This is a genomic window from Amaricoccus sp., from assembly GCF_017995835.1.
Classification (GTDB): Bacteria; Pseudomonadota; Alphaproteobacteria; order Rhodobacterales; family Rhodobacteraceae; genus Amaricoccus.
Window position 1 is genome coordinate 1 of record NZ_JAGOID010000032.1, and the last position, 18,061, is coordinate 18,061.

Here is an 18,061-nt window from a genome sequence, read left to right on the forward strand (position 1 = left end):
GGTCTCATGCTGGCCGTTCGCTGGCAAGCGAGCTTGGCCGTCGCGGCGGGCGCTCGGTGCGGGCCGAGCTTTTCACCCCGCATGCGGGGTGAAAAGCTCAACCACCGCAAGGGTGCACTGATGAGCGCGCCGAGTTTCGAGGCGATCTGGGGGGCGGTGCCCTATCCGGCGCTGGTGTTGGGGGCGGACGATGCGATCTGCGCGGCGAACCCGGCGGCGGAGAGCTTCGGCGCGGTCTCGGCGCGGCACATGGAGGGAAGGCCGCTCGGCAGGTTCCTCGGCGAGGACAGCGCGGTGCTCGACGTGGTGCGGCAGGCCCGGCGCAGCGGGGTGTCGGTGGCCCAGTACGACATCCTCGTCGGCTGGGGCGACCAGGCGGCGCTGTCGCACAACATCCATGCGGCGCCGTTGAACGAGAACGACGGGGCGGTGCTGTTGCTGATCCATCCGCTCGGCATGGCGGACAAGATGGACCGAAGCCTCGGGCATCGCTCGGCGGCGCGCTCGGTGACGGGCATGGCGGCGATGCTGGCGCACGAGATCCGCAACCCGCTCGCGGGCATCTCGGGCGCGGCGCAGCTGCTGGAGATGGGGCTCGGCGACGCGGACCGCGAGTTGACGAGCCTGATCCAGACCGAGGCGGCGCGCATCGGCAAGCTCGTCGACCGGGTGGAACAGTTCGGCGACCTGCGCCCGGCGCAGCGCCGGCCGCTCAACATCCACGATGTGCTCGACCGGGCGCGGCGGGCGGCCAGGGCGGGCTTCGCCGCCCATGCCCGCTTCAGCGAGGACTACGACCCCTCGCTGCCGCCGACGGCCGGGGATCCGGACCAGTTGTTGCAGGTGTTCCAGAACCTTCTGAAGAACGCCGCTGAAGCGGTTCCGAAGGTTGGGGGATCCATCACGATCTCGACGGCGTACGCGCCGGGCGTCAAGATGCAGCGTCCGGGCGGGGGGAGCGAGAGCCTGCCGCTGCTCGTCACCATCACCGACAACGGCCCGGGCGTGCCGGAGGGGCTGGTGCGCGACATCTTCGACCCCTTCGTCAGCTCCAAGGTGAACGGGACCGGGCTCGGTCTGTCGCTGGTCTCGAAGCTGATCGCCGACCATGGCGGCGTGGTGGAATGCGACAGCCGGCCGGGGCGCACGCGGTTCCGCGTCCGGCTGCCTGTCTGGCGCGGCGCGGCGCCCGACGAGAAGGAGCGCGCCGGCTCCGGCGTCGTGGTTAGCGAGGCGGAGGCCTGATGGAAGGGACCATTCTCGTCGCCGACGACGACCGTTCGATCCGCACGGTGCTGGCGCAGGCGTTGACGCGGGCGGGGTGCCGGGTGCGGGCGACGGGGACGGCCTCGACGCTGTGGCGCTGGATCGAGGAGGGCGAGGGCGACGTCGTGGTGACCGACGTCATGATGCCCGACGGCGACGCGCTCGACCTCTTGCCGGCGATCCGCAAGCGCCGGCCGGGCCTGCCGGTGATCGTGATGAGCGCGCAGAACACGGTGATGACGGCGATTCGCGCGGCGGAGGTGGGCGCCTACGAATACCTGCCGAAGCCCTTCGACCTGAAGGAGGTTCTGTCGCAGGTCTCCAAGGCGCTGAACCAGAAGGCGCGGCCCCAGGCGGGGGCGGAGGAGGAGCCGGTCGGCGGCGACAACCTGCCGCTGATCGGGCGCTCGCCGGCGATGCAGGAGGTCTACCGTATCCTCGCGCGGCTGATGAACACCGATCTTGGCGTGATGATCACCGGCGAGAGCGGCACCGGCAAGGAGCTGGTGGCGCGCGCGCTGCACAATTTCGGGCTGCGCAAGAAGGGGCCCTTCGTCGCGATCAACATGGCGGCGATCCCGCGCGACCTGATCGAGAGCGAGCTGTTCGGCCACGAGAAGGGCGCCTTCACCGGCGCCGACCGGGCGATGCAGGGCAAGTTCGAGCAGGCCAAGGGCGGGACGCTGTTCCTCGACGAGGTGGGCGACATGCCGCTCGACGCGCAGACGCGGCTGCTGCGGGTGGTGCAGGAGGGCGAATACACCCGGATCGGCGGGCGCGAGTTGCAGACGGCGGACGTGCGGATCATCGCCGCCACGCACCAGGACCTGCGGGGCCTGATCAACGAGGGGCGATTCCGCGAGGATTTGTTCTATCGTCTCAACGTGGTGCCGATCCGTCTTCCACCGCTGCGCGAACGGCTCGACGACGTGCCGGACCTGGCGCGGGCCTTCCTGCGGAAGGCCGAGGGCGAGGGGCTTCCGCGCAAGACGCTCGCGAAGGAGGCGCTCGACATCCTGAAGAAGCAGGAATGGTCGGGCAACGTCCGCGAGCTCGAGAACCTGATGCGGCGGCTTTGCGTGCTCTGCCCCGACGACGTGATCTCCGGCACGGTGGTCAGCCAGGAGATCGCGGCGCGGCCTTCCTCGGCCGCGGGTCCGCAGGCGGTCCAGCCGCAGCGGCTTTCCCAGGCGATCGAGGCGCATCTGCGGCGATACTTCGACCTCCACGGCGACAGCCTGCCGCCGGACGGGCTCTATGATCGCATCCTCAAGGAGATGGAGCTGCCGCTGATCGCGCTGTCGCTGTCGGCGACCCGCGGCAACCAGGTGCGGACCGCGGAACTGCTCGGGATCAACCGCAACACGTTGCGAAAGAAGATCAAGGATCTCGACATAAGGGTCACGCGCGGCAAGCGAATGATGTAGGGCCGGACCTGCCACCGGCGAAAAATGGCCCGTGGCTCGACATTCCGGTTACAGGCGTCGCTCGAATGATGTAAGATTGCCACAGTCGAGCAGTCGAGAGCCTGTCGCCGCAGAATGCGCAGTGCAACCATCACCGAGACAGGCGCGCGCATCGCGCGCCTGCGGAAGAACCGGGCGGTCCGCGTCGCGGCAGTCTGGGGGCTGTTCGCGCTCGGGCCGCTGCTGGCGCTCCTCACCTTCGTCGCCTTCTCCGACCTTGCGACGCGCGAGGCGGGCCGGACGTTGCGCTTCGTCCTGCTCGCGGACTTCGTCTATGCGCTGATCCTCGCCGCCTTCATGGCGCGCCGGCTGGTCGAGATGCTGGCGGCGCGCCGGGCGCAGGCGGAAGGGTCGCGTCTGCACCTTCGGCTGATGCGGGTCTTCACGCTGTTCGCGCTGGCGCCGACGCTGCTCGTCGCCGTCTTTGCGACCATCACGCTCAATTTCGGGCTGGAGGGCTGGTTCTCGGAGCGGGTGCGCAACGTGGTGGCGAACTCGCTGGCCGCAGCGCAGGCCTATGAGGACGAGCACCTGCGCACGCTCCAGGCCGACGCCGGACAGCTCGCGGCGTTCCTCGACGCCCAGAAGGAGCGCTATCCGCTGCTGACCGGGGGGCTGCTGCGCGAGCTTCTGACCCGCGGCCAGACCCAGATGCAGCGGGCGCTGCCCAAGGCCTACGTCATCGACGGGGACGGGGAGCTGCGCGCACGCGGCGAGCGCAGCTACCTTTTCGATTTCAGCCCGCCCACCAGGGAGGAGATCGCCCGCGCCGAGGCTGGCGAGGTCGTGGTGATCGAGGACTGGACCCACAACGAGTTCCGGGCGCTCCTGAAGCTCGACGCCTTCGCGGATCATTACCTCTACGTCAGCCGGGCGGTCGACGGGAACATCCTCAGCCTGCTTGACGAGACCCAGGCGACGGTGAACCTCTACCAGCAGCTCGAGTCCGACCGCGGGCGGCTGCTCTTCGAGTTCGCGCTGATCTACATCGGCTTCGCGCTCGTCGTGATCCTCGGCGCGATCTGGCTGGCGCTGTGGTTCGCCCAGCGGCTGGCGCGCCCGGTCGGGCAGCTCGCGGCGGCGGCGGCGCGGGTCGGCGAGGGCGATCTCGACGCGCGGGTGCCGGAATCGCGCAGCGACGACGAGATCGCGCTCCTCGGCCGCGCCTTCAACACCATGACGCGCCAGGTGAAGGGGCAGCGCGATGCGCTGATCGAGGCGAACATGGAGACGGAGCGGCGGCGGCGGCTGTTCGACTCCGTGCTCTCGGGCGTCACGGCCGGCGTGCTCGGGCTCGACAGCGAGGGCCGGATCGAGCTCGTCAACGCCGCGGCGGCGCGCCTGCTCGACATCGACCCGGAGGAGGTGTGGGGGCGGCCGCTGGTCGAGGCGGCGCCGGAGTTCGCCGACCTGATGGCCCGCGTCGACGCCAGCCGCGCGGGCGCGGCGCAGGCCGAGGTCAAGCTCCGGCGCAACGGCGCCGAACGTGACCTGCTCGCGCGGATCGCCACGCGCCATTCCGGCGAGGGCGCCGTCGAGGGCCATGTGGTCTCGTTCGATGACGTGACCGACCTCGTCGTGGCGCAGCGCATGGCCGCCTGGGGCGACGTGGCCCGCCGCATCGCCCACGAGGTGAAGAACCCGCTCACCCCGATCCAGCTCTCGGCCGAGCGGCTTCGGCGCAAGTTCGGGCCGCTGGTCGGCGACCAGCGCGAGGCGCTTGAGCAGTATGCGGACGTGATCGTGCGCCAGACCGGCGACCTGCGCCGGATCGTCGACGAGTTCTCGAAATTCGCCCGGATGCCCGCCCCGGAACGCCAGGTGATGGACCTCGGCAAGCTCTTCGCCGAGGCGGTGCTCTTGCAGGAGAGCGCGCGTCCCGACGTCCGCTTCACGCTCGACCGTCCGGCCGAGCCGGTCATGGCCTTCCTCGATCCGACGATGATCAACCAGGCGCTGACCAACCTCATCAAGAACGCCGAGGAAGCCATCGAGGCGCGCGGGGACGGCGCGCCGCCGGGCGAGATCCGGGTTCGGCTCGCGCTGGAGGCGCCCGGCATCGTCATCGACATCCAGGACAACGGCTCGGGTCTGCCGGACCAGCCCGCGCGGCTGTTCGAGCCCTACGTCACCCATCGCGCCAAGGGCACCGGCCTCGGCCTGCCCATCGTCAAGAAGATCGTCGAGGAACACGACGGCACGCTCGAGCTGATGCCCGCTCCCGTCTTCGAGGGCTCGCAGCGGCCGGGCGCCTGGGCGCGCGTCACCTTCCCGGAGGCGGCCGTGGCGCGCGGCCGCGGGGATGGACACGCGGCCGCCATAAGCAAGAAACTGAAAGAGAGCACGTCATGACCGATATCCTCGTCGTCGACGACGAGCGCGACATCCGCGCCCTGATCGCCGACATCCTCACGGACGAGGGCCACGGGGTCCGCATGGCCTGGGACGGCGAAACCGCACTCGCCGAGATCGACAAGGCCGCCCCCGACCTCGTGATCCTCGACATCTGGCTGAAGGACAGCCGCATGGACGGGATCGACATCCTCAAGAAGGTCAAGCGCGACAATCCGGCCGTGCCGATCGTCATCATCTCCGGGCACGGCAACATCGAGATCGCCGTGGCGGCGATCAAGCAGGGCGCCTACGACTTCATCGAGAAGCCCTTCAACATCGACCAGCTCATGGTGGTGATCGGCCGGGCGCTGGAGACCTCGCGCCTGAGGCGCGAGAACGCCGCGCTGAAGGAGAAGGAAACGGGCGCGTCCGGCGGGATGGTCGGCGGCTCGGCCGCCTTCCGCCAGCTCAAGAGCCAGCTCGACAAGGTGGCGCGCACCAACAGCCGGGTGATGCTGGCCGGGCCGGCCGGGGCGGGCAAGGAGGTGGCGGCGCGCTATCTCCACGCGCATTCCGACCGGGACAAGGGCCCGTTCGTGGTGGTGAACTCGGCTTCGATCGGGGCCGAGCAGATGGAGGAGGTGCTGTTCGGCCGCGAGGGCGGCGAGCGCGGCGTCGAGCCCGGGCTGCTCGAGCGCGCGCATACGGGCGTGCTCTTCTTCGACGAGGTGGCGGACATGCCGCCGGGCACGCAATCGAAGATCCTGCGGGTGCTCGTCGACCAGGCCTTCCAGCGCGTCGGCGGCGGCGGCGTGGTGCGGGTCGACGTCCGGGTGGTTTCGGCGACGACACGCGACCTCGCGCGCGAGGTCGCGGCCGGGCGGTTCCGCACCGAGCTTTATCACCGGCTGAACGTGGTGCCCGTCACCGTCCCCGGGCTGGAGGCGCGGCGCGACGACATTCCGGCGCTGGCGCGGCACTTCCTCGAGGAACTGAACGCCGTGCAGGGCCTGCCGCTGCGCCAGCTTTCGACCGAGGCGGAGGCGCAGCTGCAGACGATGCGCTGGCCGGGCAACGTGCGCCAGCTCCGCAACACTCTGGAGCGGGCGCTCATCCTCGGCTCCGACCTCGGGCCGATCCAGCCGGAGGATCTGGTCGCGGACGCGCCTTCCTCGAACGGAGGCCCCGGCGCCTCGATCGGCGCCGCGTTCGCGGGGCTCGCGCTCCGCGAGGCGCGCGAGGTGTTCGAGCGGGAGTATCTGCTTGCGCAGATCAACCGGTTCGGCGGCAACATCTCGCGGACGGCGAGCTTCGTCGGGATGGAGCGCTCGGCGCTGCATCGCAAGCTGAAGTCGCTGAACGTGCTCCCCGCCTCCCGCGGCGGCCGCTCCGAGGAGGAGGCCGAGGAGCACGTCTGAGGCCGGGAGCGGCGCAATCGGGTCTTGACGACGCGCGGCATGTCCCGTTCCGTTCACGGGGCGCAATCGAAGGGGCGGCCGGCGGCGGGTCATGAAGATCATCATCTGCGGCGCGGGCCAGGTCGGCGGGCAGATCGCGCGGCATCTGGCGCGCGAGGAGGGCGCGAACCGCGTCACCGTCATTGACACCGACCCGGCGGTGGTGCGCCGGATCACCGAGGCCTATGACGTCGGCGGCGTCGCCGGCTTCGCCTCGCATCCGGAGGTGCTCGAGCAGGCGGGGGCGCGCGACGCGGACATGGTGATCGCGGCGACCCAGTCGGACGAGGTCAACATGGTGATCTGCGAGATCGCCCACTCGATCTTCGAGGTGCCGCGCAAGATCGCCCGGCTGCGCAGCCAGTCCTACCTGAGCGCGATCTATTCCGATCTCTACCGCACCGACGCGTTGCCGATCGACGTGGTGATCTCGCCGGAATACGCCGTCGCCGACGCGGTGATCCAGCGGCTGACCGCGCCGGCGGCCTTCGACATCGGCGGCTTTCTCGACGGGGCGGCGCAGCTGATCGGGGTGTCGCTCGACCAGGGCTGCGCGGTGCTCAACACGCCGTTGCGCCAGCTCTCCGAGCTGTTCTCGACGCTGCGGGTGGTGGTGGTGGGCGTGCGCCGCGACGAGCGGCTGTTCGTGCCCGACCCGAACGACCAGCTCTTCGAGGGCGACCAGATCTACGTCATCACCGCGACGACCGACGTCGCGCGGGTGATGGAGGTGTTCGGCAAGGCGCATGTCGATGTCACGCGCGTCATCGTGGTCGGCGGCGGCAACATCGGCTTCCACGTCGCGCAGAAGCTCGAGGCCGATCCGCGGCGCATCCGGCTGAAGGTGATCGAGCGCAATCGCGCCCGCGCCGAGACGGTGGCCGACGAGCTGCGCCGCACCGTGGTGCTGAACGGCGACGGGCTCGACATCGACCTGCTCGCCGAGGCGCAGGTCGAGCACGTCGACGCGGTGCTGGCGCTGACCGACGACGACAAGACCAACATCCTCGCCTGCGTGCGCGCCAGGACCGAGGGCGCGAAGATGGTCGTCGCCCTGGTCAACGACCCGTCGCTGATCAGCCTGATCGCGCCGATGGGGATCGACGCCTACGTCAACCCGCGCGCCACCACTGTCTCGTCGATCCTGCGCTACGTGCGGCATGGGCGGATCCGGTCGGTCTACTCGATCGGCGACGCCGAGGCCGAAGTGATCGAGGCGCAGGTGCTCTCGACGTCAGCGATCGCCGGCAAGATGGTGCGCGACGCCGACATTCCCGACAGCGCGCGCATCGGGCTGATCCGCAAGGGCGACAAGGTGATCGCGCCCCGCGGCGACACGCGGATCGGCGATGGAGACGTGCTGACGGTCTTCGCCATGCGCGACGCCATCATGGACGTCGAGCGCCTGTTCCAGGTGGGGCTGGACTTCTTCTGAGCGATGCAGACGCTGCGGCAGTTCCCGGCGATCGCCATTCTCGTCCTGGCCGCCTCCGCGGCGATGGCGGTCCCCGCCCTGCACGCCGCGCGGGGCGGGCACGGGGAGGCGGCGCTGACCTTCCTCTACAGCGGGCTGTTCTTCGCGCTCGTCGCGGTGCTGGTCGGGCTCGCCACCGCCAACCGCCAGCCGCGGAACGCGGCGCGCTATCACCTGGCGACACTGCTTGCGACCTACGTGGCGCTGCCGGTGGCGCTCGGCGCGCCGCTCGTCCATCTCGTGCCGGGGCTCGGCTACGGACGGGCCTATTTCGAGATGCTCTCGGCGCTGTCGACGACCGGCGCGACGCTGATTGACTCCCCCCGCCTCGTGCCGGAATCGGTGCATCTCTGGCGCGCCATGGTCGGCTGGGCGGGCGGGCTGCTCGTGCTCGTCTCCGTCTTCGCCATCCTCGCGCCGCTGAACCTCGGCGGCTTCGAGGTGCGCGACTTCGACGAAACGCGCACGGTGGGGCGTCGGGCCGGCGACGTGCCGGAGGCGACGGCGCGCATCCTGCGCACGGCGCAGCGGATCACGCCGGTCTACGCGATCCTGACCGGGCTGCTGACGCTGCTGCTGATCGCCGCGGGGGACCGGCCGTTCGTGGCCGCCTGCCATGCCATGGCCACGCTCTCCACGAGCGGCGTCTCGCCGGTCGGGGGGCTGTCGGGCGCGGCCTCCGGCGTCCTTGGCGAGGCGGCCATCGCAATTTTCCTCCTGACCGCGGTGTCGCACGGCTTCCTGAGCCTGCGGCCGCGTCTCGGCCGCCAGTTCGGGCTCGACGACCCGGAAGTGCGGCTGATGCTGATCTCGGTCCTTGGCGTGACCCTGCTCCTGTTCCTGCGCAGCTTCATCGGCGCGAGCGAGATCGATCGGCAGGACAACCTCGTCGCCGCCGCGCGGGCGATCTGGGGGAGCCTGTTCACCGTGCTCTCCTACCTGACCACCACCGGCTTCGAGAGCACGGACTGGCGCTCCATGCAGCTGTGGTCCGACCTGCCGAACCCCGGCGCGATCCTGCTCGGCGTCGCGGTCATGGGCGGGGGGATCGCCACCACGGCGGGCGGGATCAAGCTGCTGCGGCTCTATGCGCTCTACCGCAACGGACAGCGCGAGATGGCGCTCCTGATCCATCCGAGCAGCGTCTTGTCCCACGGGCGGGGGCCGAACGCCATCACCGACCGGGGCGCGCGGGTCGCCTTCGCTTTCCTGATGATGTTCCTCGTCTCGATCGCCATCGTCATGGTGGCGCTGACGGCGATCGGGCTTGCCTTCGAGGACGGCCTCGCGCTCGCCATCGCCGCGCTGACCACCACCGGCCCGGCGATCGACGCGCTGTCGGACGGCATCCGCTATTCCGGCATGCCCGATGCGGCGCTCGCCGTGCTCTGCGCTGCGATGATCGTCGGGCGGATGGAGGTGCTCGTCCTCGTCGCGCTGTTCAACCCGGCGCTGTGGCGGTAACGCGTCTCTATTGCGCATGCGAAGCGTTTTCGCTAATGCGGCATCATCGCATCAGTCCGCAAAAAAGCGGCCCCCCGGTCTGGAAAAGGTCCGCGGCGCCGCCCATACTCCGCAGCACAAAAACAACAGGAGCGCGGCGTTCCGGCGCTTCCATACAACTTAAGGCTGAAAACAATGGCTGCCGAAAAACAGAACCTCCAGGACGCCTTCCTCAACAACGTCCGGAAGTCCAAGGTCCCGGTCACGATCTTCCTGATGAACGGCGTCAAGCTGCAGGGCGTGATCACCTGGTTCGACAATTTCTGCGTCCTGCTCCGCCGCGACGGACAGTCCCAGCTCGTCTACAAGCATGCGATATCGACGGTGATGCCATCGCAGCCGATCACGCTCTACGAGGCCGAATCTGACTGACCCCTCCGCCAGGATGCGGGCGCTCGTCCTGCATCCTGTCCTCTCCGGCCGCGACCGCGGCCCGCGTGAGCCCATGGACGCGCTGGCGGAGGCCGACAGCCTCGCCCGCGCGCTCGATCTCGACGTGGTCGACGCCCGGCTCGCGCCGGTCGCCCGCCGCCGCGCCGGAACGCTGTTCGGCAGCGGCAAGGTCGAAGAGATCAGGGCGCTGATCGCCGAGCGCGAGATCGGCCTCGTCATCGTCGACGGCCCGCTCTCGCCGATCCAGCAGCGCAACCTGGAGAAGGAATGGAAGGCCAAGGTGCTCGACCGCACCGGCCTCATCCTTGAGATATTCGGCGACCGCGCCAAGACCCGCGAAGGCGTGCTCCAGGTCGAACTCGCGCATCTGAGCTACCAGAAGTCCCGCCTCGTCCGCTCCTGGACCCATCTCGAGCGCCAGCGCGGCGGCTTCGGTTTCCTCGGCGGCCCCGGCGAGACCCAGATCGAGGCCGACCGACGCGCGCTCGACGAGCGCATCGAGCGCATCCGCGAGGCGCTGGCCAGGACCGTGCGCACCCGCGGCCAGCAGCGCGCGGCGCGGCGGCGGGCCGACCTGCCGGTCGTGGCGCTGGTCGGCTACACCAACGCCGGAAAATCGACGCTGTTCAACCGGCTGACCGGGGGAGCGGTGCTGGCCAAGGACATGCTCTTCGCCACGCTCGACCCGACCATGCGCGCCTTCGAGGTGGCGCCGGGCAGGCGCGCGATCCTGTCGGACACGGTCGGCTTCATCTCCGACCTGCCCCACCAGCTCGTCGCCGCCTTTCGCGCCACGCTCGAGGAAGTGGTGGACGCCGACCTGATCCTTCACGTGCGCGACGTCTCGCACCCGGAGACCGAGATCCAGGCCGAGAACGTGCGGGCGATCCTGCGCGAGATCGGCGTCGGCGAGGCGGCCGAGGCCCGGATGGTCGAGGTCTGGAACAAGATCGACGTCCTGCCGGCCGAGGAGGCGCGCGCGCTTCTCGACGTCGCCGCGCGCACGCCGCGGGCGCGGGCGATCTCGGCGGTGACCGGAGAGGGCGTGCCCGAACTCGTCGCCGTCGTCGCCGCCGAGCTTTCCGAACCGGTCCATGACGAGACGCTGCACCTCGGCTTCGACGAGGGCCGCCGCCGCGCCTGGCTCTTCGATCGCAAGCTGGTGCGCGGCGAGGTGCAGACCGACGAGGGCTATCGCGTCTCCGTCCGCTGGACCGAGCGCGATCGGAGCCGCTACGAGACGCTGTGAGCGTCGAGGAGCGGGGCCGCCGACGAGATGCGCTCAGGGCCGCAGCCGGCGCCCGTCCTCGTCGAAATGGAAGACGCGCGCGGGGTCGGGGGTGAGGTGGACCGTCTCGTCGACGGCGAAGCGGTGCTCGCCGAAGCGGCGGACCGTGAGAAGGCCGTGCGTGTCGGTGCGGACGTAGACGTTGGTCTCGCCGCCGAGGTGCTCGACATGGGAAATCGCGCCGGGGAAGGCGCCCGCCTCGCGGTCGAGTTCGAGGTGCTCGGGGCGGATGCCGAGGGTCTTGCCGGGCTGGCCGAGCGGGCCGGCGGCGAGGAGGTTCATCTGCGGCGAGCCGATGAACCCGGCGACGAAGGTGTTGGCGGGATCGTTGTAGAGCTGCATCGGGGCGCCGACCTGCTCGATGCGCCCGGCGTTCAGGACGACGATCTTGTCGGCGAGCGTCATCGCCTCGACCTGGTCATGGGTGACGTAGATCATCGTGGCGGCGAGTTCGCGATGCAGGCGGGCGATCTCGATGCGGGTGTGGACGCGCAGGGCCGCATCGAGGTTCGAGAGCGGCTCGTCGAAGAGGAAGAGCTTCGGGGTGCGCACGATGGCGCGGCCGATGGCGACGCGCTGGCGCTGGCCGCCGGAGAGTTCGGACGGGCGGCGGGCGAGGAGCGGCTCGAGCGACAGCATGCGCGATGCGTTGGCGACGCGCTCGTCGATGGTGGCGCGCGGGGCGCCGGACTGCCTGAGGCCGAGCGCCATGTTGTCCCTTACCGTCAGGTGAGGATAGAGCGCGTAGCTTTGGAAAACCATCGAGATTTCCCGATCGGCTGGCGCGGTCGCGTTGACGCGGCGCCCGTCGATGAGGATGTCGCCCGAGGTCGCGTCCTCAAGGCCCGCGATGATGCGCAGGAGCGTGGACTTGCCGCAGCCGGAGGGGCCGACGAAGACGCAGAACTCGCCGTCGGCGACTGAGAGGTCGACGCCCTTGATGACGTCGGTCTGGCCGAAGGACTTGGTGACGGCGCGGAGGTCGAGCTGGCCCATCTGGTTTTCTCAGAGCTTGACGGGGCGGCCGCTGCGCACGCTCTCGTCCGCCGCGAGGCAGACGGCGAGCGAGGCGACGGCGTCCGCGAGGTGGCGGGAGAGGTCGGCGTCCCCGGCGACGGCCTCGGCGACGAAGGCGGCCTCGCGGTCGCAGAGCGCCTGGTGGCCGGGCTCGTCGGCCATGGAGAGGTCGCGGTCGGGCTCGCCGATCCGGTGCAGGCGGATGGTCGAGGTCATGGTGTGGGTGTCGATGTCGTCGGAGCGGGCGCTCTCGGGCATGCGGATCGAGACGGCGCCGTTCGGCGAGACCACGTCCTTCACGAAGAAGGCGGTGTCGGACATCATCGGACCCCAGCCCGCCTCGTACCAGCCGAGCGAGCCGTCCTCGAACAGCACCTGGAAGTGGCCGTAATTGTAGGTGTCGGCGGCGATCTCGGGCGAGAGGCGCAGGCCCATGCCGCGGACCTCCACCGGCTTCGCGTCGGTGATCTGGCACATGACGTCGACGTAGTGGACGCCGCAATCGACGATTGGGGAGGTCGTCCGCATGAGCGCCTTGTGCACCTCCCAGGTCGGGCCGGAAGATTGCTGGTTGAGGTTGAGGCGGAAGACGTAAGGGCCGCCGAGCGCGCGGGATTCGGCGATCAGGCGCTGCCACGAGGGATGATGGCGCAGGATGTAGCCGACGACGACCTTGCGCCCGGTCTCCCGCGCCTTCGCCGCCACGCGCCTGGCATCGGCGACGGTGGTGGCGAGCGGCTTCTCGACGAAGACATGGGCGCCCGCCTCCAGCGCCGCGACGGCGTAGTCGGCGTGGCTGTCGGAATAGGTGGCGATCGAGACGAGGTCGGGTTTCAGCCGCGCCAGGGCCTCGGGGAAGTCGGCCGTCAGCGGGTAGCCCGCCAGCGCCTCCGGCAGGTCGGGCGCCGATCGGTTGACGAGGCCGACGATCTCGAAGGCCGGGTTCGCGTGATAGGCGAGCGCATGGGAGCGGCCCATGTTGCCGAGGCCGGCGACGAGGGTTCGGAGGGGCTTCATGGCGAAACCTCGGCTGGCGAGCGCAAGCCGTTGGGGCGGCTCGGAAAACGCGATGCACAGGGTATGCACAATCCATGCACGACGCGTATGCATGATTTGCGGCGGCGGGGCAGGATGGGCGATCCGCCGATGCCCGGGAACGGCGGGCTCACTTCACCGCTCCTGCGGTGATGCCGCGGATCAACTGGCGCGAGAAGATCAGGTAGAGGACGAGGACCGGCAGGATCGCGAGCGAGAGGGCGGCGAGCACGGCGTTCCAGTTGGTGACGAACTGGCCGATGAACACCTGGGCGCCGAGGGTGACGGTCTTGGTCGTCTCGGCCGGGGCGAGGATCAGCGGGAACCAGAGGTCGTTCCAGATCGGGATCATGGTGAAGACCGCGACCGTCGCCATGGCCGGCCTGACCAGCGGCAGGACCAGGCGGAAGAAGATGGTGTATTCGGAGAGGCCGTCGATGCGGCCGGCGTTCTTGAGGTCGTCGGAGACGGATTTCATGAACTCCGAGAGGATGAAGACCGCAAGCGGCAACCCCTGCGCCGTATAGACGAGGATCAGCGCCAGGAGCGTGTTCACGAGGCCGGAGGCGACCATGAGTTGCAGGATCGCCACCGTCCCGAGCCGGATCGGGATCATGATGCCGAGCGCGAGGTAGAGGCCCATCAGCATGTTGCCGCGGAAGCGGTATTCGGAGAGCGCGAAGGCGGCCATGGCCCCGAACAGCAGCACGCAGGCGAGCGAGGCGACGGTGACGATCAGCGAGTTCTGGAAGTAGAGCAGGAAGTCGCCCTGCTGGAGCACGGTGCGGAAGCCCACGAGGTCCCAGGTCGCGGGCGTGGGCAGCGCCAGCGGCTCGGAGAAGATGGCGCGGCGCGACTTGAAGGCGTTCACCACGATCACGAAGACCGGAAAGAGCGCGATGATCGTGTAGAGGAGGAGCACGCCGTGGGCGGCGAGCATGCGCGGCAGCGAGGCGCGGGCGCCGGTCATGGGCGGCCTCCGGCGATTCGGGCCGCCGTCGGGTCGGCGGCGTCGAGGGGAAGCGCCAGGTAGCGCACGCGCTTGCCGCCCGCGAGCCGGCCCTCGCCCGCGGGCGCGAAGCCGAGGGCGGCGTGGAACGCATCCGACGCCGGGTTGGGCGGCAGCGCGTTCACCTCGCAGACGATGCGTGGCGCGCCCGCCGTCCGGGTGCGGGCGACCAGCGCGGCATAGAGGGCGCGGGCGAGGCCCCGGCCGCGGGCGGCTGGCGCGACCACGACGCGATCGACATAGACGAAGCGATCGTGGCGGGCGCGAAACCAGAGGTAGTTCGGGCTGTCGTAGTCGGCGGTTTCGTCGAAGGCGAGCAGCAGCGCATCGGCCTCGCCGATGCGCGCGGCCATGAAGGCGCGTCCGGCGAGCGCGCCGAAGCGGGCGGCGTCGAGGGCGGACAGCTCGGTCGCGTGAGCGTTGTTGAGCGCGAGGAGCGCCGGCGAGGCGGCGGCCTCGGCGGCCGTGAGCGGGCGGATCGGGGCAATGGCGGCGTCGTGCATGCCGGGCCTCAGAACTGGTAGCGGCGCAGTCGCGTCTGGATGCCGAAGAGGTAGACCGAGACGCCGACGAGGATGATGACGAACATCGCCGTGGCGATCGCCGCACCCATGTGCGGGTCGCCGAGCTGGAGCTGGAAGCCGAAGAAGGTGCGGTAGAGGAAGGTGCCGAGGATGTCGGTGGCGAAATTCGGTCCGGCGAGCGCGCCCTGGGAGACGTAGATCAGGTCGAAGGCGTTGAAGTTGCCGACGAAGGTCAGGATCGAGATGATGCCGATCGAGGGCAGGATCAGCGGCAGCTTGATCCGCCAGAACTGCGCCCAGCCGGTGACGCCGTCCATCTCGGCCGCCTCGATCACCTCGTCGGGGATGGAGAGCAGCGCCGCATAGATCAGCATCATCGGGATGCCGACGAATTGCCAGACCGAGATCAGCGCCAGCGTCGTCAGCGCCGTATCCTCCTGGCCGAGCCAGGGGGAGAAGAGGGATTTCAGGCCGACGGCGTCGAGCATCCCCGGCGCGATGCCCCAGATCGGCGAGAGGATCAGCTTCCAGACGAAGCCGACGATGACGAAGGAGAGCACGGTCGGAATGAAGATTGCGGTGCGGTAGAGGGCGGCGAAGCGCAGGCGCGGCGAGGAGAGCAGCGCCGCCAGCGCCACGCCGATCGGGTTCTGCACCAGCATGTGGATCACGAAGAACCAGGTGTTGTTGCCGAGCGCGTTCCAGAACGAGGCCGACCAGCGCGGATCGCCGAACAGGGTGCGGAAGTTCTGGAGTCCCGCGAAGGCCTCGCCATCCGGCCCGCGGGTGAAGAGCGCGAGGTTCAGCGTGGCGAAGAGCGGCAGGATCATCACCGCCGTGTAGACCACGACGGCCGGCGCGAGGAACACCAGGATATGCCAGCGGAACGGCTTGCGGTCGGTCATCGTCGGCTCCCCTGGGGAAGGCGCCCCCCGCAGGGGGCAGGCGGCCGGTCGCGGTCCGGCGCAGCCTTTGGCGCAGCGATCGTCCCGCCCGGTCCTCGGTGGATTTCGGGCGGGGCCAGTCGCGGCAGGCGTCAGTTGCCCTTCTGCGGCTCGTACCAGGAGGCGAGTCCCTCCTGGAGCCGGGCGGCGGCCGCCTCGGGGGTTTCGGTGCCGCGGATGACGTTGGCCGAGGCGTTCCAGGTCTCGTTCTCGAGGTTCGGCGTGCCGCGGGAAAGGATCTGGTAGGTCGAGCGGATCGTCGACTTGCACTTCTCGCGCCAGGAGACGAACTCCTGCGCCAGCGGGTCGTCGAGCGCGACCGCCTCGTTCTGGAGCGGGAAGAAGCCCGGCAGCGCGTTGGCGTAAAGCTGGGCGAACTCCGGCGTGCCGACCCATTCGAGGAAGGTCCTGGCCGCCTCGGGGTTCTTCGTCGCCGGGTTCATGCCGATGGCGATGTCGACATGGTCGGAGATGTAGCATTCGTCGCCGGCCTTCGCGACCGGCGGCGGGAAGGCGCCCATCTCGAAGGCGTCGGCGACCTGCGCCCGGAAGGGGGCGATCTCCCAGGAGCCCGCCGGGTAGATGGCGGCGCGGCCGAGGGTGAAGAGGTTCTGGCTGTCGGGATAGGTCTGCGCCTCGAAGCCGTCGCCGAGATAGTCCTTCCAGCGTGCGATCTCCGTGAAGGGCGCAACCCATTGCGGGTCGGTCAGCTTCTGCGTGCCGGCGATCAGCGCCAGCCGGCCCTGCTCGCCCTTCCAGTGGTTGGGCCCGACGTTCTGGTAGCCCATGGTCGCGGCTTCCCACTGGTCGTTGGCGCCCATCGCCATCGGGATGTAGGTTCCGTCCGCCTTGATCTTGTCGAGCGCCGCGAAGAATTCCTCCGTCGTCGCCGGGGGCGTGACGCCGAGCTCCTCGAAGGCCGTCTTGTTGTAGATGAAGCCGTGGATCACCGAGGCCATCGGCACGCAGAAGGTGTGGGCTCCGTCGTCGGTCGACCAGCCGGACTTGGCCACGTCGGAGAAGTTCGCCATGGCGGCGAGGTCGGTCAGGTCGGCGAGCTGGCCCTTGTCGTAGAGGGTGAGGCTGGCGTCGAATGGCCGGCAGGTGATCAGGTCGCCCGCGGTGCCGGCGTCGAGCTTGGAGTTCAGCGCGGCGTTGTACTCGGTCGGGGCCGAGGGGGCGAAGGTGACCTTGATCCCCGGATGCGAGGCCTCGAAGGCCGGGATGATCTTCTCCTGCCAGATCGCGAGGTCGTCGTTGCGCCAGCTTTCGATCGTCAGCGTGGCGTCCTGGGCCTCGGCCGCGCCGGCGAGACAGGTCGCGCCGAGCAGGAGCGCCCGGAGGGTCGGTCGGTTCATTCGTGTTCTCCCTGTGGCGGAACCGTCGGGCGGCCCCGGTGGTTTTTCGGCTCGGTCATCGGTCGAGGGTCGCGAGGGCGGGGCCGAGGCGTCCGCCCGCGGCGGCGAGGCTGGCGGCCGGATCGGCGGCCCCGGCGGCGAGGAGGATCGCGGGCTTGACCGCGCCGCCGGCGCCGGCGAGCGCCGCCGCCCCGGCCTCGGGGCTGACGCCGGCGAGCTCGGCGACGATGCGGGCGGCGCGGGCGCGCAGCTTGGCGTTGTCGGCGACGAGGTTGACCATCAGCCCGTCATGGACGTGGCCGAGGCGCAGCGCCGCGAGGGTGGAGATCATGTTGAGGGCGACCTTCTGCGCCGTGGCTGCGCCCATTCGGGTCGAGCCCGCCACCACCTCGGCGCCGGTGTCGAGGAACACGGGCCGGTCGGCGCAGGCGAGGAGCGGCGAGCCGGCGACGTTGGCGATGCCGACGACCGGGCAGCCGGCGGCGCGGGCGGCCGCGGCCGCGGCAAGCGTGTAGGGCGTCGTGCCGCTGGCCGATACGGCGACGAGCGCGTCGGCGGGACCGAGGGCGAGGCGGGCGACCTCCGCGCCCGCCGCGGCGGGGTCGTCCTCGACGGCGCCGGTCATGTGCAGGAGCGTCGCCGCGCCGCCGGCGAGGAGCACCGGGGCGCGCTCCGGCGCGAGGCCGAAGGTGCCGGGCAGTTCGAGCGCGTCGGCGAGCGCCATGACGCCGGAACTGCCGGCGCCGGCATAGGCGAGGCGGCCGCCGGCCTCGAGCGCCGCCGCGGCGGTCTCGGCGGCGGCGGCGATGGCGGGGAGCGCGGCGCGCACCGCCGCCGCGGCCGCGACCTGCGCCTCGGCCAGCGCGGCCGCCGCTCCTGCGAGGGGGCGGTCCTGCAAACCCTTGGCGGCCGGATGGCGCGCTTCGGTGGCGGCGAGCGGCATGGGCGATTCTCCCTGATTCAGCTACGATGCCAAAGCAATACCAATTGTCC

The 18,061-nt window shown here is 70.2% G+C and carries 15 protein-coding genes; 8 read left to right on the forward strand and 7 right to left on the reverse strand.

The genetic code is table 11. From position 1 onward, the window contains the following. Window positions 1-120: 120 nt before the first annotated feature. From KBA23_RS07195 to hflX, 8 genes are all read left to right on the forward strand, one after another. Window positions 121-1,245 (forward strand): ATP-binding protein, encoded by a 1,125-nt coding sequence (locus tag KBA23_RS07195; protein ID WP_290738650.1) that lies wholly within the window; start codon window positions 121-123, stop codon window positions 1,243-1,245. Continuing rightward, window positions 1,242-2,693 (forward strand): nitrogen regulation protein NR(I), encoded by a 1,452-nt coding sequence (ntrC, locus tag KBA23_RS07200; protein WP_290738721.1) that lies wholly within the window; start codon window positions 1,242-1,244, stop codon window positions 2,691-2,693. Before KBA23_RS07195 ends, ntrC begins: the two co-directional genes overlap by 4 nt. Before the next feature lie 114 nt (window positions 2,694-2,807). Then, window positions 2,808-5,084 (forward strand): PAS domain-containing sensor histidine kinase, encoded by a 2,277-nt coding sequence (locus KBA23_RS07205; protein WP_290738654.1) that lies wholly within the window; start codon window positions 2,808-2,810, stop codon window positions 5,082-5,084. After that, a complete protein-coding gene (locus tag KBA23_RS07210) occupies window positions 5,081-6,484 on the forward strand; it encodes a sigma-54 dependent transcriptional regulator (RefSeq protein ID WP_290738657.1) in 1,404 nt (467 codons plus the stop codon). The genes KBA23_RS07205 and KBA23_RS07210 overlap by 4 nt, the downstream gene beginning before the upstream one ends. A gap of 91 nt (window positions 6,485-6,575) precedes the next feature. Next, window positions 6,576-7,958, forward strand: coding sequence for a Trk system potassium transporter TrkA (gene trkA / locus KBA23_RS07215; RefSeq protein WP_290738660.1), 1,383 nt, complete (start codon window positions 6,576-6,578; stop codon window positions 7,956-7,958). A gap of 3 nt (window positions 7,959-7,961) precedes the next feature. Next, window positions 7,962-9,461: a potassium transporter TrkG gene (locus KBA23_RS07220; protein ID WP_290738663.1), complete on the forward strand. Its 1,500-nt coding sequence runs from the start codon at window positions 7,962-7,964 to the stop codon at window positions 9,459-9,461. A gap of 174 nt (window positions 9,462-9,635) precedes the next feature. Next, the gene (gene hfq / locus KBA23_RS07225; RefSeq protein WP_290738666.1) at window positions 9,636-9,872 is read left to right on the forward strand and encodes an RNA chaperone Hfq; all 237 of its coding nucleotides are present in this window, start codon (window positions 9,636-9,638) and stop codon (window positions 9,870-9,872) included. Between the two features lie 13 nt (window positions 9,873-9,885). Next, on the forward strand, window positions 9,886-11,142 hold the full coding sequence (hflX, locus tag KBA23_RS07230; protein ID WP_366935298.1) for a GTPase HflX: 1,257 nt from the start codon (window positions 9,886-9,888) through the stop codon (window positions 11,140-11,142). A 33-nt stretch (window positions 11,143-11,175) separates the two neighbouring features. Here the strand turns inward: hflX and KBA23_RS07235 are convergent, their stop codons facing one another. From KBA23_RS07235 to KBA23_RS07265, 7 genes are all read right to left on the reverse strand, one after another. Continuing rightward, window positions 11,176-12,177, reverse strand: a complete 1,002-nt coding sequence (locus KBA23_RS07235; protein ID WP_290738672.1) for an ATP-binding cassette domain-containing protein — start codon at window positions 12,175-12,177, stop codon at window positions 11,176-11,178. A gap of 9 nt (window positions 12,178-12,186) precedes the next feature. Next, window positions 12,187-13,215, reverse strand: coding sequence for a Gfo/Idh/MocA family oxidoreductase (locus tag KBA23_RS07240; protein ID WP_290738674.1), 1,029 nt, complete (start codon window positions 13,213-13,215; stop codon window positions 12,187-12,189). Window positions 13,216-13,363: 148 nt separating this feature from the next. Next, complete coding sequence (locus KBA23_RS07245) at window positions 13,364-14,203, reverse strand: carbohydrate ABC transporter permease (protein WP_290738677.1); 840 nt, start codon at window positions 14,201-14,203, stop codon at window positions 13,364-13,366. Beyond that, complete coding sequence (locus tag KBA23_RS07250; protein ID WP_290738680.1) at window positions 14,200-14,745, reverse strand: GNAT family N-acetyltransferase; 546 nt, start codon at window positions 14,743-14,745, stop codon at window positions 14,200-14,202. The genes KBA23_RS07245 and KBA23_RS07250 overlap by 4 nt, the downstream gene beginning before the upstream one ends. Window positions 14,746-14,753: 8 nt before the next feature. Next, window positions 14,754-15,671 carry a carbohydrate ABC transporter permease gene (locus KBA23_RS07255; RefSeq protein WP_290738684.1) on the reverse strand — a complete coding sequence of 306 codons (918 nt, stop codon included), beginning with the start codon at window positions 15,669-15,671 and terminating at the stop codon, window positions 14,754-14,756. Window positions 15,672-15,802: 131 nt separating this feature from the next. Further along, window positions 15,803-17,068 carry an ABC transporter substrate-binding protein gene (locus tag KBA23_RS07260; RefSeq protein WP_290738687.1) on the reverse strand — a complete coding sequence of 422 codons (1,266 nt, stop codon included), beginning with the start codon at window positions 17,066-17,068 and terminating at the stop codon, window positions 15,803-15,805. 55 nt (window positions 17,069-17,123) lie between these two features. After that, window positions 17,124-18,011 (reverse strand): N-acetylmuramic acid 6-phosphate etherase, encoded by an 888-nt coding sequence (locus KBA23_RS07265; protein WP_290738691.1) that lies wholly within the window; start codon window positions 18,009-18,011, stop codon window positions 17,124-17,126. Between the last annotated feature and the right edge of the window lie 50 nt (window positions 18,012-18,061).